This window comes from Castellaniella sp. (genome assembly GCF_049673105.1).
GTDB lineage: Bacteria > Pseudomonadota > Gammaproteobacteria > Burkholderiales > Burkholderiaceae_B > Castellaniella.
Map to the genome: position 1 here is coordinate 113535 of NZ_JBATXG010000008.1, position 26352 is coordinate 139886.

The 26352-nt window shown below is 53.2% G+C and carries 22 protein-coding genes; 20 read left to right on the plus strand and 2 right to left on the minus strand.

What is annotated here, in order from left to right; translation table 11 throughout:
- Nucleotides 1-16: 16 nt before the first annotated feature.
- The 18 genes from WBF69_RS03050 to WBF69_RS03135 all read left to right on the plus strand — a co-directional run bounded on the left by WBF69_RS03050 (nucleotide 17) and on the right by WBF69_RS03135 (nucleotide 22436).
- Nucleotides 17-1381, plus strand: a complete 1365-nt coding sequence (locus tag WBF69_RS03050) for a BFO_1060 family glycosyltransferase (RefSeq protein WP_424261087.1) — start codon at nucleotides 17-19, stop codon at nucleotides 1379-1381.
- The gene (locus tag WBF69_RS03055; RefSeq protein ID WP_424261089.1) at nucleotides 1378-2820 is read left to right on the plus strand and encodes an oligosaccharide flippase family protein; all 1443 of its coding nucleotides are present in this window, start codon (nucleotides 1378-1380) and stop codon (nucleotides 2818-2820) included. Before WBF69_RS03050 ends, WBF69_RS03055 begins: the two co-directional genes overlap by 4 nt.
- Nucleotides 2820-3533 (plus strand): hypothetical protein, encoded by a 714-nt coding sequence (locus WBF69_RS03060; protein ID WP_424261091.1) that lies wholly within the window; start codon nucleotides 2820-2822, stop codon nucleotides 3531-3533. The genes WBF69_RS03055 and WBF69_RS03060 overlap by 1 nt, the downstream gene beginning before the upstream one ends.
- Nucleotides 3521-5365 carry an asparagine synthase (glutamine-hydrolyzing) gene (gene asnB / locus WBF69_RS03065; protein ID WP_424261093.1) on the plus strand — a complete coding sequence of 615 codons (1845 nt, stop codon included), beginning with the start codon at nucleotides 3521-3523 and terminating at the stop codon, nucleotides 5363-5365. The genes WBF69_RS03060 and asnB (WBF69_RS03065) overlap by 13 nt, the downstream gene beginning before the upstream one ends.
- Complete coding sequence (locus WBF69_RS03070; protein ID WP_424261095.1) at nucleotides 5362-6645, plus strand: glycosyltransferase; 1284 nt, start codon at nucleotides 5362-5364, stop codon at nucleotides 6643-6645. The genes asnB (WBF69_RS03065) and WBF69_RS03070 overlap by 4 nt, the downstream gene beginning before the upstream one ends.
- Nucleotides 6646-6695: 50 nt before the next feature.
- The gene (locus WBF69_RS03075; protein ID WP_424261252.1) at nucleotides 6696-7724 is read left to right on the plus strand and encodes a DegT/DnrJ/EryC1/StrS family aminotransferase; all 1029 of its coding nucleotides are present in this window, start codon (nucleotides 6696-6698) and stop codon (nucleotides 7722-7724) included.
- Nucleotides 7724-8716, plus strand: a complete 993-nt coding sequence (locus WBF69_RS03080; RefSeq protein ID WP_424261097.1) for a GNAT family N-acetyltransferase — start codon at nucleotides 7724-7726, stop codon at nucleotides 8714-8716. Before WBF69_RS03075 ends, WBF69_RS03080 begins: the two co-directional genes overlap by 1 nt.
- A complete protein-coding gene (locus WBF69_RS03085; RefSeq protein ID WP_424261098.1) occupies nucleotides 8716-9768 on the plus strand; it encodes a hypothetical protein in 1053 nt (350 codons plus the stop codon). Before WBF69_RS03080 ends, WBF69_RS03085 begins: the two co-directional genes overlap by 1 nt.
- Nucleotides 9746-10822, plus strand: coding sequence for a glycosyltransferase (locus WBF69_RS03090; RefSeq protein ID WP_424261100.1), 1077 nt, complete (start codon nucleotides 9746-9748; stop codon nucleotides 10820-10822). Before WBF69_RS03085 ends, WBF69_RS03090 begins: the two co-directional genes overlap by 23 nt.
- 52 nt (nucleotides 10823-10874) lie before the next feature.
- Nucleotides 10875-12026 (plus strand): glycosyltransferase family 4 protein, encoded by a 1152-nt coding sequence (locus WBF69_RS03095; RefSeq protein ID WP_424261102.1) that lies wholly within the window; start codon nucleotides 10875-10877, stop codon nucleotides 12024-12026.
- A gap of 52 nt (nucleotides 12027-12078) precedes the next feature.
- Nucleotides 12079-14562: a glycosyltransferase gene (locus WBF69_RS03100; RefSeq protein WP_424261104.1), complete on the plus strand. Its 2484-nt coding sequence runs from the start codon at nucleotides 12079-12081 to the stop codon at nucleotides 14560-14562.
- 7 nt (nucleotides 14563-14569) lie between these two features.
- On the plus strand, nucleotides 14570-16534 hold the full coding sequence (gene asnB / locus WBF69_RS03105; protein WP_424261106.1) for an asparagine synthase (glutamine-hydrolyzing): 1965 nt from the start codon (nucleotides 14570-14572) through the stop codon (nucleotides 16532-16534).
- On the plus strand, nucleotides 16531-17658 hold the full coding sequence (locus WBF69_RS03110) for a glycosyltransferase family 4 protein (RefSeq protein WP_424261108.1): 1128 nt from the start codon (nucleotides 16531-16533) through the stop codon (nucleotides 17656-17658). Before asnB (WBF69_RS03105) ends, WBF69_RS03110 begins: the two co-directional genes overlap by 4 nt.
- The gene (locus WBF69_RS03115; RefSeq protein ID WP_424261110.1) at nucleotides 17655-18248 is read left to right on the plus strand and encodes a sugar transferase; all 594 of its coding nucleotides are present in this window, start codon (nucleotides 17655-17657) and stop codon (nucleotides 18246-18248) included. Before WBF69_RS03110 ends, WBF69_RS03115 begins: the two co-directional genes overlap by 4 nt.
- The gene (locus WBF69_RS03120; RefSeq protein WP_424261112.1) at nucleotides 18241-18879 is read left to right on the plus strand and encodes an acetyltransferase; all 639 of its coding nucleotides are present in this window, start codon (nucleotides 18241-18243) and stop codon (nucleotides 18877-18879) included. Before WBF69_RS03115 ends, WBF69_RS03120 begins: the two co-directional genes overlap by 8 nt.
- Nucleotides 18880-18941: 62 nt before the next feature.
- A complete protein-coding gene (locus WBF69_RS03125) occupies nucleotides 18942-20117 on the plus strand; it encodes a DegT/DnrJ/EryC1/StrS family aminotransferase (protein WP_424261114.1) in 1176 nt (391 codons plus the stop codon).
- Nucleotides 20118-20127: 10 nt separating this feature from the next.
- Nucleotides 20128-21948, plus strand: a complete 1821-nt coding sequence (locus WBF69_RS03130) for a polysaccharide biosynthesis protein (RefSeq protein ID WP_424261116.1) — start codon at nucleotides 20128-20130, stop codon at nucleotides 21946-21948.
- A 59-nt stretch (nucleotides 21949-22007) separates the two neighbouring features.
- Nucleotides 22008-22436 carry a hypothetical protein gene (locus WBF69_RS03135; RefSeq protein ID WP_424261118.1) on the plus strand — a complete coding sequence of 143 codons (429 nt, stop codon included), beginning with the start codon at nucleotides 22008-22010 and terminating at the stop codon, nucleotides 22434-22436.
- Between the two features lie 45 nt (nucleotides 22437-22481).
- Here WBF69_RS03135 and WBF69_RS03140 read toward each other — a convergent pair whose 3' ends face one another.
- Complete coding sequence (locus WBF69_RS03140; RefSeq protein ID WP_424261120.1) at nucleotides 22482-23609, minus strand: hypothetical protein; 1128 nt, start codon at nucleotides 23607-23609, stop codon at nucleotides 22482-22484.
- Nucleotides 23610-23769: 160 nt separating this feature from the next.
- Here WBF69_RS03140 and WBF69_RS03145 point away from each other — a divergent pair, with 160 nt between their 5' ends.
- Nucleotides 23770-24117 (plus strand): two pore domain potassium channel family protein, encoded by a 348-nt coding sequence (locus WBF69_RS03145; RefSeq protein ID WP_424261122.1) that lies wholly within the window; start codon nucleotides 23770-23772, stop codon nucleotides 24115-24117.
- A 663-nt stretch (nucleotides 24118-24780) separates the two neighbouring features.
- Nucleotides 24781-25782: an Rpn family recombination-promoting nuclease/putative transposase gene (locus tag WBF69_RS03150; RefSeq protein ID WP_424261124.1), complete on the plus strand. Its 1002-nt coding sequence runs from the start codon at nucleotides 24781-24783 to the stop codon at nucleotides 25780-25782.
- Nucleotides 25783-25915: 133 nt separating this feature from the next.
- Here WBF69_RS03150 and WBF69_RS03155 read toward each other — a convergent pair whose 3' ends face one another.
- A complete protein-coding gene (locus WBF69_RS03155; RefSeq protein ID WP_424261126.1) occupies nucleotides 25916-26233 on the minus strand; it encodes a DUF4148 domain-containing protein in 318 nt (105 codons plus the stop codon).
- Between the last annotated feature and the right edge of the window lie 119 nt (nucleotides 26234-26352).

Here is a 26352-nt window from a genome sequence, read left to right on the forward strand (position 1 = left end):
CTGTGGGGAGCGATGAATGGATTTCAAGGTATCACGAATTCATAACAAAATCGACGTGCTTAATCTTGAGTGGACTAGTGGGCCCAGTCGTGATCGTGTGATGGCAACGCTAGTATGCAATTACCTGCGCCGGCAAGGATTTTCGGTTGGGGAATATTCAGTGCATGATGGTCTGGATGAGATTAACGAATTATGCCCCCGACTATTATTTATGACGAATACTATTGGGGCGCGGGAGAATTTTGAAATCATGCGCTATGCCGTCCAGCGCGGTGTACTTGGCGTTAGCTTGATTGTTGAGGGAAATATACGAGAAGGTGATGCCGACTTAGAGTCGGCAATGATCTGGGGCTGGAATCATGATCGTGTATTGTATGAGGATTTGCATTTTCAATGGAGCGAAAGAACTCGCCGTATTACGTTGCGACAACACCCAGAATTAAAAGGGAAGGTGTTGATATCAGGAGGGGTTGGTTTCGATAATTACAAAATCGGTATCACGGTGGATCGTTCTGAAATATTACGTAGTCTTGGCAAGGCAGAGTATACGAAGGTGGTGGGTGTGGGTTGTTGGGATTTTGGTATTTTTTACCCGGAAGATTCGCGTCATGAGGTGTGGGGAAAATACTATGATGAAACGGCGCAGAAAAATTTTAAAGCTGATGAAAGCCGTTTCCATGATCTGCTAGAGCAAACAATTACACGAAACCCTTCAGTGCTTTTTCTTCTCAAGGAGCATCCGGGTGTATTGCTTGGGAGAAAAGCGTCCGGAATTGATGGTCTTGATCACTATGACAATGTCATTGTCTTGAAGAATGAGCTTCCGATTGATCAGTGCATTGCGGTGTCTGATGTTTGGTTGGTCTATGAGTCGACGACAGCGCTTGAAGCTTGGCTAATCGGCAAGCAAACTGCATTGCTTAATCCTTCCGGACGTGATTTTCCAAGAGATGTATTGCATCAAGGCAGTCCAGACTATGCGACATCAGATGAGGTATGTGATGCGCTGCAATATTTTTTCTCGAATGACACATTGCCAGGATTTATGGAGCGACAGGGAAAACGAGATTCACTCATTGAGGAAGTGATTCAATGGGGAGATGGCTTAAATCATGTTCGCGTTGGAAATGAAATCTTAGAATTATTACGGCAGAAACCCCCGGGGCCACTAAAGAATGAAAATACTAGTGAACGGCTGCAGCGCTGGCGCCAACATGTGCGTTGGATGATCAAATCGTGGAGTGCGGATAAATCTACACCATATGGATTTTCACGTCAAGAGGTCAATAAGTTCGCTTCTGAAATGCAGGTTCGCCAGACGGCTTTCTATGATCATCTGGGCTTGAAGCCTATGGAGCTTCTAAATATTCGTGCAATATGACCATTGAGGTGGCAGTGCATCAACAGAGTTGGCTGAGAACAATCTTTTCAACAGGAAAATGGTACCTGCTCTCGAGCTTAATGACTAAAGGGCTCTCACTGATTCTTTTGCCTGTTTATACGCGATATTTGACGCCGGAAGAGTTTGGTATATTGAATACTCTGACAGCTCTTGGGGGCGTTCTTCCTGTATTTATCTCGTTGCAGCTCGATGCCGCATTTGCGCGGTTTTTTCATGAGTACAAGGGCAGCCAGCCTATGCTGCGTGCTCTTTACTCAACGATCTTCTGGTTTGTCGCATGCTACGGTGGCTGTGTGGTCCTGTTGTGCTTGATTGTTTCGGCATATAGCCCAGGATGGTTCCCGGATGTTCCATATGTATATCTATTGTTGACTTTTGTGCCTGCATTGTTTTTGCAGCTTGGTCAACTAGGTACGGTCTTCTTGCGCCAGTCACTTGATGCGGTGAGAACAACTTCTCTTGAGGTTGGAGGGGCCCTGCTTTCTGCGCTGATCACTCTGGTGTTGATGATTTTTTTTGATTTTGGCGTCTTGGCTCGTTTGCTCGGAATTGCGATTCCTCCATTGTTTATCCTATTTTATTATATCCAGTATTTCAAGCGGACAGGGCTCTTGGCTATTACATGGAGGGGCGAAATTCTCAAGCAAGCAATCATCTATGCACTGCCATTGGTGCCTAGCGTGGCTGGAGGCTGGATCACCGGGCTTTCTGATCGTCTAATCATTGCACATTATGTTGATTACGATGCGGTCGGTATCTATTCATTGGCGGCAAGTTTGGCGTTAGCTATGTATGTTTTACAGGATGCTATAACACAAGTGATTGGTCCTTTAGCGATGTCGGGTTTCTTTACTGATCGAGAGCGAATGCTCGAAAACATGCGGAGAAGTGCACTGCAGCTTTGGATTCTGATGCTTGCCGCCAATTTTCTACTAATATTATTCTCGAATGAGATAATCGCTGTTGTTTCGACGCATGCATATGCCTCGGCATCCTTATTGCTTGGGGTTATCAGTTTTGCTTATGTTTTGGGGTGCCAGTATCGAAATTTTGTGACTATTATTAGTTTGCATAATCGTACCTGGATTTTGACTGCTGGTGGCATTGGTCAGGCAGTGCTAAGCGTAGTGATCAATATTTTGTTTGTCCAGCATTTCGGTATCCGAACGGCTGCCTGGGCTCTCTGTGTTGCTACGCTAGTGTTTACCGGATGGCTTTATTATTGGAGTTGGCGACTTGAGAGATTTCGTCTTCGAGAAAAAGAGATGTTATTTCAGCTTGTCGGTTTTTCTTGCATGGTTTACCTTTATGATTTTTTTCTTGCGGAACGTCCGTTATCCCTCTGGATGTTTGCAGAAAAATTGGTGTTGGCCGGCATTGTGATTGGGCTTGCGCTGCAGCTAATACGGAGGGTGTAATGAAAAAGCGCCTTGTCGTGCTCTCCGACTCTCTCGGCCGACCGCGGCCAGAGATTGAGGGGGCTGATAAAACAGAACTGTGGCAGGTCTATGGGTCAATCTTGCAAACCCTTTTGGGAAATGATTGGATTGTTGATCTAATATATATAGATTCGCTGGATAGTGATGATGCGATTCATTGGAATCAGCGGATGGTTGCTTATCGCAGACCTGATCTGGTTATTTATCATTTAGGCATTAACGATTGTGCGCCGAGGCTCTTTTCTAAAGAATCTAGAAGTGTTCTTTTGCGCCCGTGGTTTAAATTCGTGACTCGTGATATCGGGGTTCGAATGCTTTCAAGGTATAGAAATATTGTTACCAGAATAAGAAAAATTACCTATGTTCCATTGAGCCGTTTCGCCTTTAATTTTCGTGTCATGTGTCGGGAAATTCTGTATTATTCACCAAGTTGTGAGTTTATTGCAGTTCTAATTGCGATGCCTGCTCCTTATTTGATTGATCGTAGTTATGGCTATGCTACGAATGTTGAAAAATATAATGCTGTTTTGAAGGAAATATTTCCAAATCATGTTGATGTCGATTCTTTGTTGTTGGGGTGTTCTCCGTTGATTGCTGACGGGATACATTTGAAGCCACTGGCTCATCAAGTGCTAGCAGAAAAAATCCATGCATGCATTATGCAATCTCGAGGAAATGTATGTGTGGAATAGCTGGATTATTTCTTCCCAACTCGCCAGTTCCTATCAATTGCTTACGTGAGGCATCTTGGGAAATTCGTCACCGTGGCCCCGATGACGAGGGCTTTGTTTGTTTAAGAGATGGCGTTCTATGCTCATTCCGAGGCAGTGATACGATCGGTGAATTACGGCATCTCCCTTCTGTTTCGGATGCTGGCGTTGCGACCTTAGGGCTGTTGCATCGACGCCTCTCGATCATTGACCCAACACCGGCTGGGCATCAACCGATGTTTGATGAGTCAAGGTCTGCGGTTATTGTTTTCAATGGCGAGATTTTCAACTACCTTGAACTGCGTACCGAGCTGGAAAAGGCGGGTCGGCGCTTTCTCACGCGCACTGATACCGAAGTTGCTCTGCAGGCGTATCTGGAGTGGGGAGTTGATGCTTTTGGCCGATTTAACGGTATGTGGGCATTAGCGATATGGGAGCAGCATAAGGAGCGGCTGATTCTTTGTCGTGACCGATTTGGTGTCAAGCCTCTGTTCTACGCGGTTTGCGGTGACGGTGTGCGTTTCGCCAGTGAGATAAAAGCGTTGCTGGCGCTTTCATCCAAGCAATCTTATCCGTTTGATAGAGATGCGATGCGGGATTATTTGGAGCGTTGTTCTCTCTTTGCTGGCAATGGAACTTTTTGGCAAGGTGTGTCCGAATTGCCGCCTGGCACTTGGATGACATTGGACTCCAATGGTTGCGCAAACAGTGGACGCTACTGGCATCTTGTCCCCGAGGAACGGCCCATCAATGCTTCCGTGGCACAAGAGCGCTTTGCTGAGCTTTTTGAGGATTCTTTACGTTTACGTATGCGCTCTGATGTTGAGGTTGGAACTTTGCTGAGCGGTGGGCTGGATTCAAACAGTATTGTTTTTGGCCTGCAAAAACTCGGATTTATTGATGGAGGCAAGTTCAACTCATTCTCGGCCACTTTTGACTCGCCAAGTTTTGACGAGAGTCATTATATACGTACATCTCTGGCTAAACTGTCTGTTCAGCCGCATTGGATCAAGCCAAGTCCCAATGATCTCGCTGAGGACCTGCCACGCTTGTTGCGACATACTGAAGTGCCGTTCCGCTCATTGAGTGTTTACTCTCAGTTCAAGATTTACGAATACATCAAAGCGAACACACGAGTACGTGTTGTACTTAATGGCCAGGGTGCAGATGAACTGTTCGGAGGATACGGTTATCACCACTATTGGCGGTTCATCGAGTTGTTACGACAGATGCGTTTGATCCAGTTCGGATCTGAGGCAAAGAAGTTCCTGTCTGATCGGGGAGGGAACTGGTATAGGCTACTGCGCCAATTGGCGGGTGTGGTTGCTCATGCTTCTCGAGGCATGAATTCGCTCAATCATCATCTTTTCAATGAGGTTGCTGTTGCTCCGTTGCGTGAGTACTTGTCCTACGATGATAGGACATCCATGTCTGCAAGTATCGAGGCACGTACGCCCTTTCTCGATTATCGTCTTGTTGAGTTTGCGTTCACGCTATCCTCTGATTTCAAGATTTGTAATGGTCAGAACAAGAAGATAGAACGTGATTATGCGCGTACGATGGTGCCACGTATGATCACGGACCGCCGTGACAAAATGGGTTTTGTGTCGCCTCAGGAAGAGTGGCAGCGAAACGAGATGGCGCCTGATCTCGCACGTGTCTTTGCAGCTATTGATGAGCGTGTCTCGGACGTATTGCATAGTGACGTGCAATCTTTGTATAGGCGATATGTGGCTGGAGAGCAGTCGCTTTGGCCAAAAATCTGGCGCTTGTACTGTGCTCATTACTGGTGTGATCTTTGGAATCCGCAATGAACGGTATCGATGATCTGTTGTTGCTAACCTACCGGTTCCCGCCGACTGGCGGAGTTGGGTCTCGGCGCTGGGCAAAGTTTTCTAAGTATCTTTCACGTTTGGACTGGCGTATCCACGTTGTTGCGGCTAACTTCTGTCTCGACGATAAAGTTAATTGGGCGCGTGATGTAGCGGGTAATGATAATGTCTTGGTTCATCGTGTTTCGACGAGAGTGCCTGGATTCTTCTTTAAGCCTGCGCGTTCGCTTCTACAGCGTTTGGGTAGGCGTATCGCTTTAGGCGTGATGAGGCGCCATAAGGAGGCTATTGATATAGCGGAATTTGCTTTGTCTGATTATGTGACTGAGGCAAAGAAACTGATCAGTGCACGAGGAATTAATAAGGTTGTTGCATCAGGGCCGCCAGGGTCTTTGTTTTATGCTGGGGCGCTGCTTAAGATTGACTGTCCGAATATTGAGCTTACACTCGACTATCGTGATGCATGGGTGCATGATCGTGATTTTCACTTTCCTGAAAGGATTGGATTAGATAAGAAGAGACGTATCATTGCTTGTGAGGCCTTCGCACTTCGAGCCGCTGATCGAGTGGTGGTGGTTACGGAGGATATGCGTACGATGTTGCTTCAGACGTATCGCATCGATCCGGATAAGGTTCGTGTTATTCATAACGGCTTCGATCGAGAGGACTACCCTGCTGCAATAATTGCACCCGATTTACCGCATTCTCCCGAGGTTCTGCGGATCTTTTACGGTGGTGTTCTTGGCACTAATCCCGATGGCCGTCTGCGCGCATTGGTTGAGCTTGCAAAGTGTTGTGAAGGTCTTGCAAGTGAAGGAGTATGTATTGAGTTCTTGCTGTGCTCTGATCTGCAGCCAGATTTTTTCGCTACATATGAATCTAGTATCTTGCGTGAAGCGACACGTTGCTCGCCTATGGTTGATCATGCTTCGCTCGTGCATGAAATTCTGGCGGCAGATGTCTGCCTGTCAATCAATGACATGAAAGATCCACACGCCTTTGGGACAAAAATCTTCGATTACATGGCGCTAGGCCGCCCGATGTTCCATGTTTCAAACGGTGGCCGCTTGTCTGAGCTCCTCGAACAATGTGGTGAGGTAACAGCAACTTATGATCCGCTATCACTTTCTGCTGCATTGCTTGATCTGTGGCGACGACATAGATCCGGGGCTCTGAGAAAGCAGTCGGTATCTTATGAGTGCTTTAACCTCAAAAGCCTTGCCGCGCGCTACGATGCTCTTCTGCGAGAGAGGCTGAATTGAGGGTCGGTCGCTTTGTTCCGCCATCAATCAAGCCTTATTCTCTTGACGAAGTGGCTCTTGAGCGGTTGACAGGCCGACACTGGACTTATGCTGTTAGTGGAAAGGCTGCTATCTATCATTGTCTACGCGCAATGAATGTGTCGGGAGCGGTTGTAGTGCCGATTTATGCATGTGAGTCGATCTTGGTACCGATCAGGGGGCTTGGACTGGAACCAGTATTTGCAGATATAGACCCTGACGACTTGAATCTATCATTTGAGTCATTTGTATCGATTGTTTCGCAGAGGCCTATTGATGCTGTTGTTGTGCCGAGCCTATATGGGAATCCTGCGGATCTAGGGCGCTTTGAAGCTTTTTGTCGCGATCATGGAGTTGTCATGATCGACGATGCCGCTCAGAGCATGGGGGCTACGTTTGGTGATCGTTGTGTAGGCACCTATGGCGATGCCGGTCTTTTCTCTTTCTCCCCGGGGAAAGCAACGGCGGGGCATGGCGGCGGTTTCTTTTGGGCTCGGCAGCCCTATTCTTTTTTGCGTAGCTCACATCCACTTGCGCATCGCGTGAAATGGCTCAATTTCTACTATTCACGTCTGCGTGCCTACGATACGAAACCTTATCGTCAGCTACTTCGCCTGCTTGATATTTTTGCTGGGCGACTTGACCGGAATCGATTTTGGAATGATCAGATGGAGCCCTTTGAAGAACCTATTCTTGGTGGAATATTGCATGCCTTGTTTAATGGAGGCTATGAGTTTCGTAACCATTGGCATTCGAAGTTCAAGAGTCTCCTGGCCTCAACGCCCATTTTGCGTATGGTTGTAGCTAAGCGTGGCGTGCCTCATCCCCATAAGTTGGTGTTGATTGCAGATAGCGCGGAGCGGGCAAAGAGCTTGGAGAGGTTTCTCGCAGGATCAGAGATATTTAATTCGAGAGGTTATTTGCTCTTGACTGATTCGGTAAACCTTCAGGGGGGGGCATCTATTAAGGGAAGAGTCATTGAGCTTGCGATTGATGAGAGTTTCGAGAGAATGAGTTATCAATATAAAGCACTTGAGAAGTTTATCAAAGAGGTGGATTGATGGGTGCTGTAATTGTATTGGATGATTCTTTTTTTCGAGAATATTTGCCAGTCTTTGCGACGCGTGAGTATTTGAATTTTCAGTCAAAAGAGTTTGGTTGGTTTGTTTCTGAAGATTTCGTCATGCCTTGGTTCATTACAACAAAATTTGGCTTTCGTAGTTTACGCATAACTAGTTCACCAGTACAGATTGGACCTGGCGGTCTTCCTGATTCGGAACGGCATTTCCTTGAGGCTGCATGTTCTCTGGCGGCAAGAGAGTTGATTGTTGATCGGATTGTACAGCCGCAGAATAATGCTGTGTTCAGAGTGGTTCCGAAGGGCAGTGTGCATGCTCCATTCGGGAGCCTATTTGTGCCGTTAAAAAATCGTAATACAGAAGATTTATTTTCTGCTTTGCACTCTAAACATCGCAATGTGATTAGGCGAGCTGAGCGCGATGGTGTGGACATTGATGTTAATACAAATAAAGTGGGTGAGTGTATTGATTTGTTTCGTTCCACAATGGCGCGCTATCATATGGGTGTGCCGAAAATTTCCTATTTCGACTCTCTATTTGAATCGTTAGGTAATCAGATTTTGCTGGCGGCTGCGACTAAAAATGGCATCATTCAAGGATGCGCACTTATTCCTTGGAATCGATATGGTGCATATTATTTTTGGGGAGGTAGTACCGAATTTCCATATGGCGGCTCGCTTAATTTATTGCATTGGAGAATCATTGATACCTTAAAAGATCTAGATGTGGAAAAATATGATTTTGTTGGCGCCCGCTGCTCACCCGAGCCAGGTTCTAAACCGGAAAGCATCCAACGATTTAAGGCACGTTTCGGTGCGACTTTTGCTCCTGGGTTTCTCTGGAAATTTAATTGCCGTCCTTGGCGCTCCCGGGCCTTGACCGCTGCCCTGTCGGTGAGGGCGATGCTATCAGGTCGATTTTCCATGCCTGATCTAATAGATCAAGAGCGAGTGAGGCTAGGGGACAGAGTCTGATGACATCATTAAAGCAATCACGTACGGTTGTATTGACTTATGATTATGAATTGTTTTTTAATCGTAGTGGTACTGTTTCCCGTTGTTTGTTGGAGCCAACCAACCATATCTTAAAATTGGCTCGTCAGTACGGTGGAATGGCGTCAACTTTTTTTGTCGATGCCACGCATTTACTGCGTTGCCGAGACACTAATGGTTCAGCAAGAGAAGAGTACGAGAATATTGCAAGTCAATTGCAGAGCATCGTTGCAGAGGGGCATCGAATTGAATTGCATCTGCATCCTCATTGGCTTGATGCTGTTCGTGAGGGGAAGACTTGGCAGTTCCCTGACTATAGGCGCTATCGTCTACACGCTTTAACCCCAATGGAAATTCGTTCTTTGTTTATTTCAGGGGTTCAGGTATTACAGGAAATTGCCTCGGGCGTCCAGTCTGACTACCGGATCCGCGCTTTTCGTGCTGGAGGCTGGTCTATTCAGCCCAGTATGCAAATAATACAGGCAATGATTGCGGCGGGGGTAAATATTGATTCATCAGTTGGGCCTGGATGTTTCTCAACCAGTCGAACTCACCATTTTGACTTTAGGGCTGTTTCTGTAAAAAAGCCGTATTTTTTTACTTATGACGTGACATGTCCAGATGGTGACGGTCCGTGCGTTGAAGTTCCAATCTCAACGTTTCGCATAAAATTTATAGATCGTTTAGCAAAAAGATTGGAAATATTTTGTGCGCCAAATAGTGGTCAGCCATTTGGAGACGGGATTGGCATGCAGGTTCCAACGCAATATGCTGGTTTTTATTCAACTATGCTGCGGAAATTCCGGACTGAGACGACCTTTCTTTCATTGGATAATTTGTCGCCCTATACATTAAAACGTGAGCTTCAATGTGAGAATAACTATCTTTGCTTCATCTCTCATCCGAAACTGATGTCGATAAAATCGCTAAAACTTTTGGAGCTGCTCGCTAGCGATATCAAGAATAAATTTATGACCGTTGGTGAGGTTGCGTCAAAAATTAGGAAAGAGAATGCGGATTCTTTATCTATCTGACTGCTATATCGAATCAAGTATTTTTGCAAGTCAAGTGCATAGTCTGTGTGAGCATCAATGCAAATTTCTCGATGTAACGTTGCTTGCCCATACCCATGGGAAAAATCGTTCATTTATAAAATATAACTACGATATTATATTGCGCCGTTGGATACCGAATATGTCGGTGCCCTTTATTGCCGCAGCTGTTGGTGTGTGGTACAGGCTTACGGGGATCTTGACTGGATATGATGTCTTGCATGCCCGTGGGCATGTCATGAGTTTTGTTGCGATAACGTCTCAATCTTTTACTAGTAAAAAAATTAGAGTTATAGCGGATATTCGTGGTGAATCTGCCGCAGAAGGGTTCGGTTCTGGATCGAGACTCACGCGTTGGCTTAAAGTGAAATTTGTTCGATGGATAGAGGCGGTAATTTTTAAAAAATCTGACCATATCTTATTTGTTAGCGAGGCGATGGCAGAACATTTTTGCTCGATGTACAAAATACCTGATTCTAAGGTTTCGGTCTTTCCAACCCTTGTGAATACAAAGTTCTTTTATCGATCTTCTGATTTGCGAGCTAGGAAGCGCAAGGAACTAAAAATTAATGAGGGTCAATTTGTTTATGTGTATTCTGGCGGAATTAGTTACTGGCAAAATATAGATAAGATAATATATCGTTTTGTAAATATATCGAAGTCCAGCAATCGTTTCGTTCTTTTAATTCTCACTACCGCCCCTGATAAAGTCAAAGAGATTGTTGTGAAGGCTGGGGGGGCAAACGAGAATATAATTGTACTTCGAGTGCCGTACGAAGAGGTTGGGGCCTATCTAAATGCAGCTGATGCAGGTTTGCTTATTAGAGACGATAGCATTATTAATCGTGTGGCGTCTCCAACTAAGGCGAATGAGTATGTTGCCTGCGGTCTACCTGTAATAGATGGGTTAGAGGGAATAGGGGCTTTCGATATTTCACCTTGGATTCGACAGGTTATTGATTTTCGATCACTAGATGAAGTTGCCTTGGGGCACCGTGATATCTATGCTGGCTTGTGTTCAAAAGATAGTGTGTGATGGCGTTCCATTGTTTTGGTTATTTTCTCGCTATGAATTTTAGCGTAATGATATGAAGATTCTCCATGTTATTACTGGACTTGCTGATGGTGGTGCGGAGGCAGTGCTTTACCGCGCTTGTAAGCAAGGTCATTCTGATGAGCATGTGATCGTATCGCTACAAGGCGTAGGAAAATATGGGGCGATGTTGAGAGAATTAGGATGTATTGTATATTCTCTTGACGCATATTCTGGATTATCTGCAATCTGGGGATTATTCAAGCTTCGTCGTATTATTAAAGAACAAGCACCAGATGCAGTGCAGACGTGGATGTATCATGCTGATTTCTTAGGTAGCCTCGCTGCGCGATTGGCAGGATGTTCTGCTATATATTGGGGGGTGCACAATACTAATCTTTTTTTTGGAAAAACACGATGGACGACGTTTTTGGTTGCAAAAATTAATTCTTTTTTTTCATATTGGATACCGGCTAAGATTATTTTTTGTGCAAAGAAATCTAGAGAATTTCATCTTGAATTTGGTTATTGTGATGAACGAAGCGTAGTCATACATAATGGGTATGATACGGATTTTTTCTGTCCTGACTTGGGTGCTCGTGCTGAAGTGCGGCGAGGGTGGGGAGTTCCTGATGATTTTCCTGTGATTGGGTTGGTTGCGCGATTAGATCCAGATAAAGATCATGATAATTTGCTCGCTGCCATATCAATACTCCGCGCGAAAGGGGGGCGGTTTAAATGCGTGTTAGTGGGATCTGGTCTGAGTATAAATAATCCAGATTTATTGTGTAAAATGAAATCTCATGAACTAGATAATGATCCTGATGTGATTTTGGCTGGACAGCGACCTGATATTCAGAGAGTCATGAATGCGTTGGATATCCATGTTCTCTCTAGTTCAAGTGAGGCATTTCCGAATGTTCTTTGTGAGGCAATGGCTTGTGGGACCCCGTGCGTGACGACAGATGTTGGGGATGCTGCATTGATCGTGGCCGACACTGGATGGATTGTGCCATCAGGGCGACCTGTGGAGTTGGCAGAGACCATCGGTCAAGCATTGAAGGAGTATTTATCAGATCAGAACGCCTGGCGTGATCGGCAGCGTCGCGCACGGCACCGGATTGTTGATAATTTCAGTATTGAAAGTATGGTAGAGGCATATCGCTTGGAATGGATGGCCCATGGTAGGAAGGGTTGTGATTTCTAAACATGTTAGTGATGGTGGGGAGTGGTCAATGCGATGCTTGAGAATATCGGCTGTGGCTGATGTTTTTTCGGGTGTGGCATTGGCATTTGTATTGCAAACCAGTTGGCGGCTACCTGTCGGTGTGGGTCTGGGCGAAATGATTCTGTCGGCCACCATGTTGATGGGCTTCATGGTGACGGCATTGATCTGGAAATTCGGGGGGCGATGCGATTTTCAGGGCATGCGGCATTGGGGGCCGCTGCTGGTTGCCGGGTATCTGCTGGTTGTGCTTTTGCCGCAAACCTGGCATTCCTCATCGATAAATTTGGCGGGCAGTTCGGTGAGAGATTGGCTGGCCTATGCGTTCAGCCTGTTGTTTTTGTGTAGTATTGCTTTCCGTCCGACACATTATCGTCGTATGACGGCATCATTGATTGCTGGGTTGTTGTTGTTTTGGGTTCTAGGCCTGATGTTTGGCTCATCAGACGACGTATGGTATCTGGCAACGCGTTTCCGGGGGGGGGCGCTCAATCCTAATCAAGTGGCTTTGTACGTGCTTTGCAGCTTGCTTTTGCTGCTGATTTATCTGCGTCATATGCCGTTGATTTTTGCGGCGTTGTTAGGGTTGGCGGTCTTTGGGTATCTGGCGCAATCGAATGCCGCTAAGGTTTCAATGGTTGTTTTTGTGCTGGCGGGATGTTTTGCTGTTTTCATACCGTATTTGAAGCTTCGGGCGCGTTTGCTGTGGTTTTTGCTCGCTGTGGGGTTGGGCTGGTTGTTTTTTCGACATCAATTCCTCACGCAAATCGAAGCGCGATGGGCTGCAGTAGATTATGGAAATGCCAGGCAGTTGCTTTTTGTTCATGGAATCGATGCTTGGCTTTCTTCGATTCCTGGTTTCTTATGGGGTTTTGGCGCCGGAAGCTATTCTGGGATGGCTGCTCCCTTCCAAGGATCGGAAGCACACAATACGGTGATTGATGCGTTGACAATCGGTGGGTTTCCGATGCTGTTCGCAGTCTATCTATTCCCCGTGTCAGCGTGGTGGCTTGCTTATCGGCAGGGCCGGGTTTTGATTTTCAGTGCGCTGTCGTCGTTGATTGTTTTTTCTTTCTTTCATTATGTTGCTCGTCATCCGATCTATTGGTTGGCGGGATATGGCGCGTTGGTGTATCTGGTTGTGGCTGGGCGCTTGGCAAAGCAGAGGCCTGCGGATGCTTTGCCTGCCGATGATCGATCCAGGTTGAAGATCCTGTTCATCAGCTATTTCTTTCCCCCCTATAGCGCCATCGGGGCGGTGCGCACCGGCAAGATGGTGCGGCGATTGCTGGATGCCGGACATGACGTGCGGGTGATTTCCGCAACACGCCAAGGCCTGCCGCAGACCCTGCAGATCGGAATTCCGGATGGGGTCGTGAACTATACCGACTGGATCGATGTGGATATGTTCGTGACTCGTGCGTTGGGTAAGAAGACGGTCACCAAAGCTAAGTCTGTAGGCGCGACACCGACAAGCAAAGCGGGCCGGCTGTCCCGGTTCGTGGGTATGGCGGGTCGTTTTTACGTATCCTGGACGCATGTGCCCGATCGGTATATCGGATGGTATTTCTTTGCGCGCAAAGCATGTCAGCAGACCATCGACCAGGGGTGGCGACCGGATGTCATTTACGCATCCGCGACACCTTATACGGCCTTGATGGTGGCCTCCAGCATTGGGCGGCGTTATCAGATCCCTTGGGTGGGTGAGCTGCGCGATCTGTGGACGGATAATCCGTATGCGCACCATCGGGCTTTGTCTAGATGGCTGGAACGCCGAACCTTGAGGACCGCCGCTGCGTTGGTGACGGTTTCAGAGCCGCTGGCCAAGGTCCTGTCGGATAAGTATCAAAGCCCTTGCCACGTGATCATGAATGGGTTTGATGCGGAGGATTTTGCTAAATCTGCGCCCAGGGCGGCTGCGTCCGCGCTGGAACATCGGCGTCTACGGGTTGTGTATACAGGGCAGCTCTACGCGGGGCGTCGTGATCCGACGGTGTTGTTTCAGGCGCTTGCGCTGGATCGCACCCTCATGTCGCAGGTGGATGTGGATTTTTATGGTCCTAATCTGGCATGGGTGGCGGATCGGGCGGCGGAATATGGTGTGCAGGATGCAGTCCATGTCCATGAGCCTGTGGCCCGCGTGGATGCGATCAGGGCGCAGCAGCAGGCGGATGTATTGTTGTTGCTGACGTGGGATGATCCCCGTGAACAGGGGGTTCTGACAGGGAAACTGTTCGAGTATATCGGGGCTGGCAGGCCGATTTTGGTCGTGGGGCATGTGAATGGGGACGCGGCGTCCCTGGTGCGCCGTGAAGGCTTTGGGGTGGCATCAAACGATCCTGCGGAAATTTCTACGTTCATGAAGGCGCTGCTGTCGGATATGGCGACACGGTCGGCATACGACCAGGCCTTTCACGAGCGTGCGGGGCGATACGAGAGGGGAGTACAGGTCGATCGGCTGGTGGGCGTGTTCGATGCTGTGCGTGCGCCTCAGCTTAATGCAATGCAACGCGGATAGGATTGGCATGTGCGGGATAACGGGTCTCTGGCAACCGGGGTCGATTGCGGAACTGGAGGCGCGCACGCGCCGGATGACGGATGCCTTGCACCATCGGGGGCCGGACGACAGCGGGGTATGGGTCGACCAGGCGGCAGGCCTTGCATTGGGCCACCGCCGCTTGTCCATTGTCGAACTATCCGCCGCCGGCCATCAACCGATGCACTCGTCCTGCAGCCGGTATGTGCTGGTCTTCAACGGCGAAATCTACAATCACCTGGATCTGCGTGCTCGGCTTGGCGACACCGGACGGCAGTGGCGCGGGCATTCGGATACGGAAACCCTGCTGGCGTGTATTCAGTCCTGGGGGCTGAAGCGCGCCCTGGAACAAGCGGTCGGCATGTTCGCGCTGGCCTTATGGGATCGCCAGAGCCAGGTGCTTAGCCTGGCGCGCGACCGCCTGGGGGAAAAACCCCTGTATTGGGGCTGGCAGGGCGACATGCTGTTGTTCGGGTCCGAACTGAAAGCCTTGCGGGCGCATCCGGATTTCCGGGCGATGGTGGACAGAGGGTCGCTGGCGCTGTATCTGCGGCACGGTTATGTGCCGACTCCGTGGTCGATCTACCAAGGCGTGCTCAAACTGCCGCAGGGCCAATTCATCGAGATCCCCTTGGGGCAGGGTGTATCCGCCGCCAAGGCGGCTGCGCCGCAGCCGTTCTGGCGTTTCAACGAGATCGTTGCCCAGGGATGCGCGCAGCCGTTCACAGGCGATGATACGGCCGCCATCGACGCCCTGGAATCACGGCTCTCCGACACCATTGGGCAGCAGATGCTGGCTGACGTGCCGGTGGGGGCGTTTTTCAGCGGCGGGATCGACAGCACGACCGTCGTTTCGCTGATGCAGACACTCAGCCCCAGGCCGGTCCGTACGTTTACCATCGGCTTCAGCGGCAGCGAATACGACGAAGCCGCGCATGCCCAGGCCATCGCCGGGCATCTGGGGACCGATCATATGCCGCTGGTCGTGCGGCCAGAGGACGCGCTGGATGTGATCCCCTTGCTGCCTCGCATGTATTGCGAGCCGCTGAGCGCGGATTCGCAGATTCCCTTGTATCTGATCAGCAAGCTGGCACGCCGGCATGTCACGGTCGCGTTGAGCGGCGACGGTGGCGATGAGCTGTTCGGCGGCTATAACCGGTATCTGGGCGCGCGGCGCGTCTGGCTGCGCTTGCAGTCTATGCCCGGACCTGTCCGGCACGCATGCGCGGCGTTGCTGCGCAGCGTATCCCCTGCCGGCTGGGATCGCTTGTTTGCCCTGGCCAAGCCGGTGCTGCCCGAAAGATTCAGGCTGGCGATTCCGGGGACCAAGGCGCAGAAGCTGGCCGATGTGCTGGAACTGGATACAGAGATGGATTATTTCCGCCGCTTGACCAGTCACTGGCAGGACCCTGGCAGTATCGTCCTGGGCGGAGACGAGCATCCGACGCTGATGACCAGCCCGGCTTTGCAGCCGCAGGCTGATTGTTTCGAGCACTGGATGATGGCGATGGATGCGCAGACATTCCTGCCTGACGAGGTGATGGCAAAGGTGGATCGGGCTGCGATGGCGGCCAGCCTGGAAACCCGCGCCCCCTTGCTGGATCATCGGGTGGTGGAACTGGCTTGGCGGATGCCGTTGCGGATGAAGATCCGCGATGGGCAGGGGAAGTGGCTGTTGCGGCAGGTGCTGTACCGGCATGTGCCGCGGGAACTGGTCGAGCGTCCCAAAAAGGGTTTTGGCATTCCGATCGATGATTGGCTGCGCGGGCCTTTGCGGGCCTGGGCGGACAGCCTGCTGGCGGAGGACCGCCTGCGGGCGGATGGCTATTTCGATCCCGCGCCGATTCGCGCGCGGTGGCTGCAGCACGTGCGGGGTAGCCATAACTGGCAGTATCAGCTATGGCCGATCCTGATGTTCCAGGCCTGGCTGGCCGACCAGGATGGCGGGGCATGAAGCTATTGCTGGTCGGTGGATTTGCGGAATCCCTGCTGAATTTCCGGGGGGCGCTGATCGACGATTTGTTGATAGCCGGGGTCGAGGTCCATGTAGCCGCCCCCGGGCTGGATGATGAGGCCTTGAGTCAGGCCTTGCGGGATCGCGGTGCAATCCCGCACGACATTCCTTTGCGGCGCACAGGGATGAACCCGGTCGCGGATCTGGGCGCGGTGCTTGGCCTGTGGCGCTTGATGCGCCAGCTGCGCCCGGATGTGTTTCTGGGCTATACGATCAAGCCGGTGATCTATGGCCTGCTGGCTGCGTGGCTGGTGGGGGTCAAGCGGCGCTACGCGCTGGTCACGGGTCTGGGTTATACCTTTCAGGATCAGCCCGTGGGCGTCAAGGCTCGCCTGGTTTCGGGACTGGCGCGCGGGCTGTATCGTGTGGCGCTGCGCGTGGCGCATCGGGTGTTTTTTCAGAATCCGGACGATCAGGCGCTGTTTCGCACCTTGGGTCTTTTGGGGGATCGGACGGAGTCCGTGGTGGTCAATGGGTCCGGCGTCGATATCCGGCATTTCGCGCAGGCGCCGGTTCCAGAGGGCCGGGTGGTATTCCTGATGATCGCGCGTTTGCTGGGGGCCAAGGGGGTGCGGGAATACGCACTGGCATCCAGCCATCTGCAGCGCGAGTTTCCGTCTGCGGTGTTTCGCTTGGCAGGCTGGATCGATGGGGGGCCGGATTCCATCCGGGCGGATGAACTCGCCGCCTGGGTGGATCAGGGCCACATCGACTATCTGGGCAAGCTGGCCGATGTGCGACCTGCCCTGCAAGAATGCAGCGTGTATGTGCTGCCCTCGTATCGGGAAGGAACGCCGCGCACGGTGCTGGAAGCCATGGCGATTGGGCGGGCGGTCGTGACGACGGACGCCCCAGGGTGTCGGGAAACAGTCGTCGATGGCGTGAATGGCTATCTGGTGCCGGTCAGGTCGAGCGATGAGCTGGCGGACGCCATGCGGAGGTTCTTGGTGGAGCCGTCACTGGCACGGGAAATGGGTGAACGGTCTCGTCGGACTGCGGAAGACCGGTACGATGTGCAGCGTGTGAATGCGGAGATGCTGCGGGGTATGGAGATCGTGGTTTGAAAAGACTATTGGATATTCTGGGATCGGGCTTGGGGTTGTTGATCCTGTCCCCCGTGATCCTGATCCTGGCCTGGATGATCAGACGCCGCTTGGGCAGCCCCGTGCTGTTCCATCAAGTGCGCCCAGGCCGGCAGGGCCGCCCCTTTCGCATGACCAAGTTCCGCACGATGCGGGACGCAGTCGGTGCTGACGGACAACCATTGCCGGACGCGGAACGGATGACGCCGTTTGGCCGCTGGCTGCGTGGGACCAGCCTGGATGAATTGCCTGAACTCTGGAATGTGCTGAAGGGCGACATGAGCCTGGTGGGGCCGCGCCCCTTGCTGATGGAATATCTGCCGCTTTATTCGCCGGAACAGGCGCGTCGCCACGAGGTGCGCCCCGGCGTCACAGGCTGGGCGCAGATCAATGGGCGCAATGCGCTCAGTTGGGAAGACAAATTCCGTCTGGATGTATGGTACGTAGATAATCAGTCGCTGTGGCTGGATCTCAAGATCCTGTACCTGACGGTGAAAAAGGTGCTGGTCCGCGACGGGATCAGCGCAGACGGCGAGGCGACGATGTCAAAATTTACGGGGCGTCATGAATAGGCAGGCTCAGGTCGGGCGGACTCTGGCGATCATGGGGGCCAGCGGCCACGGCAAGGTCGTGGCCGAAGCCGCGTTGGCGGCAGGCTGGGGCGCGGTGGAATTTTATGATCGGGCCTGGCCGGGCAAGCAGCAGGTCGGTCGCTGGATGATCGTTGGGGACGATGCGGCATTGCTGCATGCGCTGACACGCCTGGATGGGGTGGTGGTCGCCATTGGGAATAATCAGATCCGCCTGGACTTGTTGACGCAGTTGCGCCGGGCGGGGGCAAAGGTGGTGTCCGTTCTGCATCCGATGGCGTGCGTATCCGCGTCGGCTCAAATAGGGCCAGGCACGGTGGTCCTGGCGGGCGTCGTGGTGAATGCCGATGCGGTGATCGGTTCGGGCGCTATTTTGAACACGGCGTGCAGCGTGGATCACGATTGCATCCTGGGGGATGCCGTGCACATCAGTCCAGGCGCCCATCTGGCCGGCGATGTGCAGGTCGGTGATCGTTCCTGGATCGGGATTGGCGCGTCGGTGCGCCAGGGGGTGCGCATCGGTTCTGGCGTCATGGTGGGCGCCGGCGCCGCCGTGGTGTCGGATGTCGCCGATGGCCTGACGGTGGTCGGGGTTCCGGCCCGGCCTATCTAAGTCGGGGGAAATTGTCCGTGCCCGGCTTACAATGGCTTACCTCAGAATAGCTGGATGCCGATGTGCTGAACACCCCCTTTCCCCCTTGGCCTTCGTTCACGGCTGAAGAAGCCGACGCCGCCCGCGATGTGATCCTGTCCAATCGTGTGAACTACTGGACCGGCCAGGAATGCCGTGAATTCGAACGCGAATTCGCCGCCTGGGCGGGCACCCGCCACGCGATTGCGCTGGCCAACGGCACAGTGGCGCTGGATCTGGCCCTGCAGGGCCTGGGCATCGGCGCGGGGGACGAGGTCATCGTCACGCCCCGCACGTTCCTGGCGTCCGCATCCTGTATCGTCAATGCGGGGGCGATCCCCGTGTTTGCCGATGTCGATCCTGATTCCCAGAACATCACCGCCGAGACGATCCGTGCCGTGCTGACCCCGCGCGCCCGGGCGGTGATCTGTGTGCACCTGGCGGGCTGGCCCTGCGACATGGACCCCATCATGGACTTGGCGCGTGAGCGCAATCTGCTCGTGATCGAGGACTGCGCCCAGGCGCACGGTGCGCACTACAAGGGCCGCCCGGTGGGTTCCCTCGGCCACGTGGGCGCCTGGTCGTTCTGTCAGGACAAGATCATGACCACAGGGGGCGAGGGCGGCATGGTCACGACCGACGATACCGACCTGTGGAAACGCATGTGGGCCTATAAGGATCACGGCAAATCCTGGGATGCCGTTTACGAACGGCAGCATCCGCCCGGCTACCGCTGGCTGCACGAATCGTTCGGCACCAACTGGCGCATGATCGAGGTCCAGGCCGCCATCGGGCGCATTCAGTTGCGGCGCATGGCGGATTGGCAGGCGGCGCGTCTGCGCCATGCCCGGCGGATCTGGGAACACGCCCGGACGCTGCCTGGCCTGCGGGTGCCCGCGGTGCCCGATTTTATCGATCATGCAGCCTATAAATGTTATGTTTTCCTGGACCTGGGCGCGCTGGCGCCGGGGTGGACGCGGGAACGTATCCTGCAGGCCATTGCGGACCACGGCGTGCCGGTGTATTCGGGATCCTGTTCCGAGATCTATCTGGAAAAAGCATTTGACGGCACCGACTTCCGCCCGGCGGATCGTTTGCCGGTGGCGCGTGAATTGGGCGACACCAGCCTGATGTTCCTGGTGCATCCGACTTTGCAGGATGAACATATCGACAAGACATGCAAGGCCCTGAGCGCCGTGATGGCGCAGGCAACGGCATGAGGACCGCCGCATGATCAATGTCCGGCTGTTTTTGGTATTTGCATTCGACCTGGTCGCGGTGCTCGTGGCTTGGGTGGGTGCATTTCTGCTGCGCTTCAATCTGGAATGGCCGCATGTGTTCAATGCGGAGATCTACTACGGCGCGCTGATCTTGATGGCGGTCCAGCTGGCCGCATGCCGGTGGGCGGGTCTGTATCGCGGGATGTGGAGTTTCGCCAGCCTGCCGGATCTGCGCCGTCTGGTCCGGGCGGTGGCGGTGTCGGTGATCGCTGTGATGGCCTTGGCCGCCTTTGGTGGCGCATGGCTGTTGATCCCGCGTTCGATCGTGTTGCTCTACCCTTTGCTGTTGATCATGCTGATGGGGGGGGGGCGGATCGCCTGGCGGCTGTGGAAGGAATCCCGTTTGACGCCGGTGTCCGATGCAGGTCGCAAGCCGGTGGTGATCGTCGGCGCCGGCACGGCGGGCGCCATGCTGATGCGCGAATTGGCGCGCAGCCCAAGCTGGCGGGTGGTGGCGCTGGTGGACGATGATCGGCACAAGCGCGGCCTGGAACTGAACGGTTGCCGGGTCGAAGGCGCCACGGTGGACCTGCCCGCCATTTTGCAGCGCCACGGGGCGCGGCATGTGATCCTGGCCATGCCTTCGGCGCCCGCCGACGCCCTGCAGAACGTCACGCGACTGGCGACCGAGGCCGGCGCCGCCCTGTTCACCATCCCCGGTTTGGCCGAATTGATGAGCGGGCGGGTCGCCATCAATATGATGCGTCCGGTAAAAATCGAAGATCTGCTGGGCCGGGAATCCGTGCGTATCGACAATGAAAATGTCCAGGCCATGCTGACCGGTAAGCGCATCCTGGTGACCGGGGCGGGCGGATCGATCGGCAGCGAACTATGCCGTCAACTGTCACGCTTTCAGCCGGCCAGCATCGTGTTGCTGGAAGCCAGCGAATTCGCGCTGTACATGATCGAGCAATGGTTTGGCGAACATCGCCCGGAAATCCCCATCGTGCGCCTGGCGGGCGACGTCAAGGACGAATCCCGCATGGCCCAGGTGTTTGCTGACCATCAACCCCAGGTGGTCTTTCATGCAGCGGCCTACAAGCATGTCCCCCTGATGGAGGTCGGCAATGCCTGGCAGGCGGTGCGCAACAATGTCTTGGGCACCCTGACGGTCGCCCGTGCCGCGCGGGACGCGGGCGCCGAGCGCTTCGTGCTGATTTCCACCGATAAAGCCGTGAACCCGACCAACGTCATGGGCGCCACCAAACGCGTGGCGGAAATGGTCTGTGAGGTCTTGCAGCACGGCCCCGGCACGACGCGTTTCCATATCGTGCGCTTTGGCAATGTGCTGGGCAGCACCGGCAGCGTGATCCCCAAATTCCAGTCCCAGATTGCGCATGGCGGCCCGGTGACCGTGACCCACCCGGACATCAACCGCTATTTCATGTCCATCCCCGAAGCCGCCCAACTGGTGCTGCAGGCGGCCGCCATGGGCAAAGGCGGCGAGATTTTCGTCCTGGACATGGGTGAACCAGTCAAGATCGTGGATCTGGCCCGCAACATGATCCGCCTGTCGGGTTTCACCGAAGACGAGATCGGTATCGAATTCACCGGCCTGCGCCCCGGTGAAAAGCTGTACGAAGAACTGCTGGCCGACGCAGAGGAAACCCTGCCGACCCCGCATGAAAAGCTGCGTATTGCGCGCTCTCGGGCGGTGCCGGATCGCTTCTACGAGGAAGTGCAAGGCTGGTTGGCGCAGGAGCCTCAGATGGATGACGATGTGCGCGCGGGGCTGAAGCGCTGGGTGCCGGAGTATGAGCCTAGGGGGTGAGGGAGTGGGTGGTGCGAAAGCGGATGGTTCGGAGAGTAAGTATGTTTGCTGGGTGAGTTTTGAGCTATCCCATTGATCGTATCGTTTATGTCGTTGTGTTGATGATTGGCGTCATATTTGATGCTTATCAGATATACCTTTCCTGGGGGAATCCCTTTCTTGTTTCGGTTGGTTTGTGTGTCTCTTTGATTGGGCTGGGGCTTATTTTTGTGTCCCTATCAGATGAGGATTGTTTTCGATGGAATTGGTTTATCCTGTATACGGTTCCCATGCTGCTGTTGGCTCTGGAACTGGTAGTTAAGACATTTGAGATGCAAAATCAGATGCTGGATGCGCTCGGGATTGGTCCAATATATGTGCTACCGGGCAAGGGTGTGGACTATGCCCTGGCAGTCAAGGGGCATTGGATTGCCATTATGATCTCCGTGCTTGCCCCTGTTCTTTCTTGGGTGACAAGGGTATTCCTTGATTTTTGCCGTGAGCGATAAGCGGGGTTACGTCCATCACTTCGGACGCCACTCATTTCTGATCGATTATCGGCTGTAGGGGCCGGGTCCAGCCTCAACAGAAGGGTCTTCAAGAGCAAAAACGCAGTCAAAATATTTCTCAGCGTGCTCCCATGAGACATGTTCTTGCCACAGCGTCAGAAACACACGACTGGCGTCCACGACACTGGGCTGTGTCTGTAGCGTTTGCAGGCTCAGTGCTTTGAATGTATCTTCGCGATCATGTTGACTACCTATTTGTCCAGCATAGCTGTAGAACTGGCTGATTTTCCCGGGCTGTGGAAATCGAGGGATATCCTTGCACTGCACACCGGTCTCAGTTGATCGGCCCGTATGTGCCTGCGAGAAACTGTCTTGAACCATGTGCAAGAGCACACCCATAGCAACTTCGTCCAAATTCTTGCGCACCGCGACGATGCCGGTTGCAAGCAAGTTTATGGCCGTCATGTCTCCGGGAAAGTACTGCCCTAGCTGTTCTATATCCAGGAGCCGGATATATTCGTCCGTTGGGATTTCCTTGATTGCAATGCCCCATAAGAATCGAGCCCACATCCGCATGCGTTGCATGGTTTCCCATGCTGGCTCACCATCGCGTGCTGCCATGGAATGGAAGAACTGAAGATCTCCAAAGTGTGATCTATACAGCAGGTAGCTTCCGGGACCAAAAGCAGGCTTTTCAGGATTGGCGGCCAGGCGCTGGGGGGCAGATTTCTCTGCGTCTGAGAATAGGCCCTGCCAACATTTTGGTTGAGCCGTAGAGCGCAGTGTTACTGTAGGATTACAGCCCAAAATTCGAGGGGGCGAGGTGCGGTTCAGGGCAAAGGGTGGGTCATCGGGCCAGCGCACGCCATATAGCAATGTTTGGTGCTTCAGGACGGTCTCGGTTGTTATGCAATCGGATTCTTTTCCTAGAGGGACGGCGCAGCCAAGAGCATTGAGCGTAATCGCCTCATGCACTGGGTGCTTGAGCATTGGAACGAAGGTGCCGATAATCCATTGCCCAGCGCCGTCCAGCAAGCTGTTGCTGCCGACACTGGTTAACTGTCGGTCAACGTCGCTAATGCGCGGTAGGATCTGAAAAGCAGAGGCGTTCGATGAGACGATAATGCTGATCGTCAGCAATGCCGTACGGTAGTTGAATCTGATCTTGGTCATTGGTTGTTGCCACGCAGTACGACTCAATCGATCCTTTAACATACCAAATTTCTCTTATTGTAACTATACTTGTTTTCACCTTATCTCAGGCACAGGATGATAGGCTGCCAGCAGAGCTGCTGATCAGTGTGCCCATCACTCAAAAAGGGGGGCGCATCCCATGTACGAATCCCGCAACGAACCCCTGCTGCATCCCGCGCATTTCCGCCGCCGCCTAGCTTTGCACGCGGCGTATGCCTTGTTCTTGGTGGGCGCGACCTTGCTGGTGGGGGCGCTGGGCCACCGATGGTTCGGCGGCCATGGCTGGCACGACGCCCTGATGAATGCAGCCTTTGTCATCGGCGGTATCGGCACCTACATCATGCCGGAATCGTACGGGGGGAAGATCTTTTCCGCCGTCTACGGCTTTTTCGTCGGTCTGATCGTCATGGCGACCCTGGGCGTGATGCTGGCGCCGATCGCCCATCGCATCATGCACAAATTCCACCTGGACGAGACGGACGACTAGTGTGCTGTTCGACTAATCCGTACATTTAAATTTGGGTGGATGCGATGTCCAGACAAGGCGCAAACCGCAGCGATAGCAGTAGCTATCGCGAGGATTTGTAACGCAGTATGGGCATCGCAGACGCCAAATTTAAGTACGAGTATTAGTCGAACAGCACACTAGGCCTCATGCCGGAGTTCAAAAACGGTTTTGGCCGGTGCTTTGCTGCGCTGGGTCTGTTTCTGGCCTGTGTGGCCTTCAATCTGCCTGCTTATGCTGCCAACCAACCTTGCAGCGGTCGCAAGGGCGGGGTCTCGCATTGCCAGGGGGAAACCTTTGTCTGCAACGATGGTTCCGTCAGTGCCAGCAAGCGTTCGTGCAGCGCCTCGCCTGTTGGTGGGAGTAATTTCGCCCCGGCGCCGGCCCAACGATCTGCTGCGCCGTCGGCGGGGGAATCATCCTGTTCATGCCGTGCAGGCGCATACTGCACAGGCCCCCGAGGCGGGCGATATTGCTATTCCGACAGCGGCAGGAAAAGCTATTTGCGGAAGTAAGGTGGGGCGTACGAGCTGGGCATGTCGCCTGGCGCCTTCCCGCCGTGACAAACAGGATCACGCAGCGCTCTGAACAGCCCTGCTATGCCGCATCATCAAGCCCTGTCCGATCCACAGGGAAACCATCCTCATGGGCAAGATCGATGCGGCCTACCGGCGCTTGTTCCAGCATCAGGAAATTCTGCGCGACCTCATGGCCTGCGTGCTGTCTCCCGAATTGTTCGCGTCTTTGGACTGGGCACGTATGCAGCCCGTTACCACTAATCATGTAGGCGACCGTTTGCAGCAGCGCGCAGGGGATTGTGCATGGCTGATTCCGTGGATCAGGAAGCCGCTGCACGCCTCGGTCCCCGGTCTGTGTATTCTGCTGCTGTTCGAGCAGCAGACGCAGCCCGATAAAACGATGGCGCTGCGCATCGTCTTCTACGCCAGTCTGAGCTATCAGACGCTGCTGCGCCACGATCTTGTGCGCCTGCCCCTGCCGCCCGTGCTGCCAGTGGTGTTGTATGGCGGCGATGTTCCCTGGACGTCGGCCCAGAGCATGGCTGAACTGTTGGACGAAGTGCCCACTGATCTGGCGCCGTACCAGCCCCAGATACGCTACCTGTTGGTTAATGAACGCGAGCTGCTAGAGGGCGCACAGCTGCCTGACCGCAACTTGGCTGCCTTGATGCTGCGCCTGGCCAGAAGCCGAGATGTTGAGCAATGGCGCGATTTATTGCACACTTTGATGGACGTGGTGCGCGGTCCGGGCCACGAAGAACTGAATCGCAGCCTCACCGCCTGGCTACAGTACGTGGCCCGAGGCGACGACAGCCCCACGCGGCAACTGCCACCCGTCAATTCCTTACAGGAGCTCGATATGATGATCGCTGAGAAACCCGGCATCTGGGCGCAACATTGGCGGCAAGAAGGACGACAGGAAGGACGACAGGAAGGGCAGGCAGAAGGCCGCACCAAAGGCCAGGCCGATCTGCTCTTACGACAAATTCAGCGCCGCTTCGGCCCTGTCTCTGAAGAGGTTGAGCAATGTGTCCGTACCGCCAAAACAGAACAACTGGAAACTTGGTCGCTGAATATCCTGGATGCCACCAGCTTAAGTGAGGTCTTCCGAGGTGAGCCGGGCCAGTAGCCACTCGTCCAGGCTGCCGGCAGGCCCTGCAGCGATCGCAAGGGTGGGATTTCGCGTTTCCAGCCCCAGATGCGCAAAAAAGCCTGCCGCACTTGCATGCGGCAGGCCTCAATCTCAAGCCGTAGCGCGGTGATTACAGAACTTGGGGATACTGGTTGTGGTTTTCCCCGCTGCTCACCAGGCCTGCACGTTTCGCGTTTTCCAATTCCTTCAGAACTTGGGTGCGGGTCATGCTCGGGCCGTCGGCCTGCAGTTGCGGATAGCTGTTATCTTCACCTGCCGTGATCAAGCCCTGGGACTGCGCCAAGCGCAGGTCCTGGACGACTTCGGCGCGTGTCTGGGTGCTGGGCGTCACGGTTTCCGGGTAGCTGTTGTTTTCGGCTTGTGCGATGCCGGCGGAAGCCAGGCCCAGGGACAGAATGGCGATAGAGGCGGCGGCGGTGATTTTCATGGTGATTTCCTTCAATTTGTGTAGATAACTGAGCAGGGCGTTGCGGGTTTTCCGCTCGGTGAGTCATATCCTGCTTTGTTGGAAACAGTATGATCTATTGCTCCAGAAAGATAAATTAG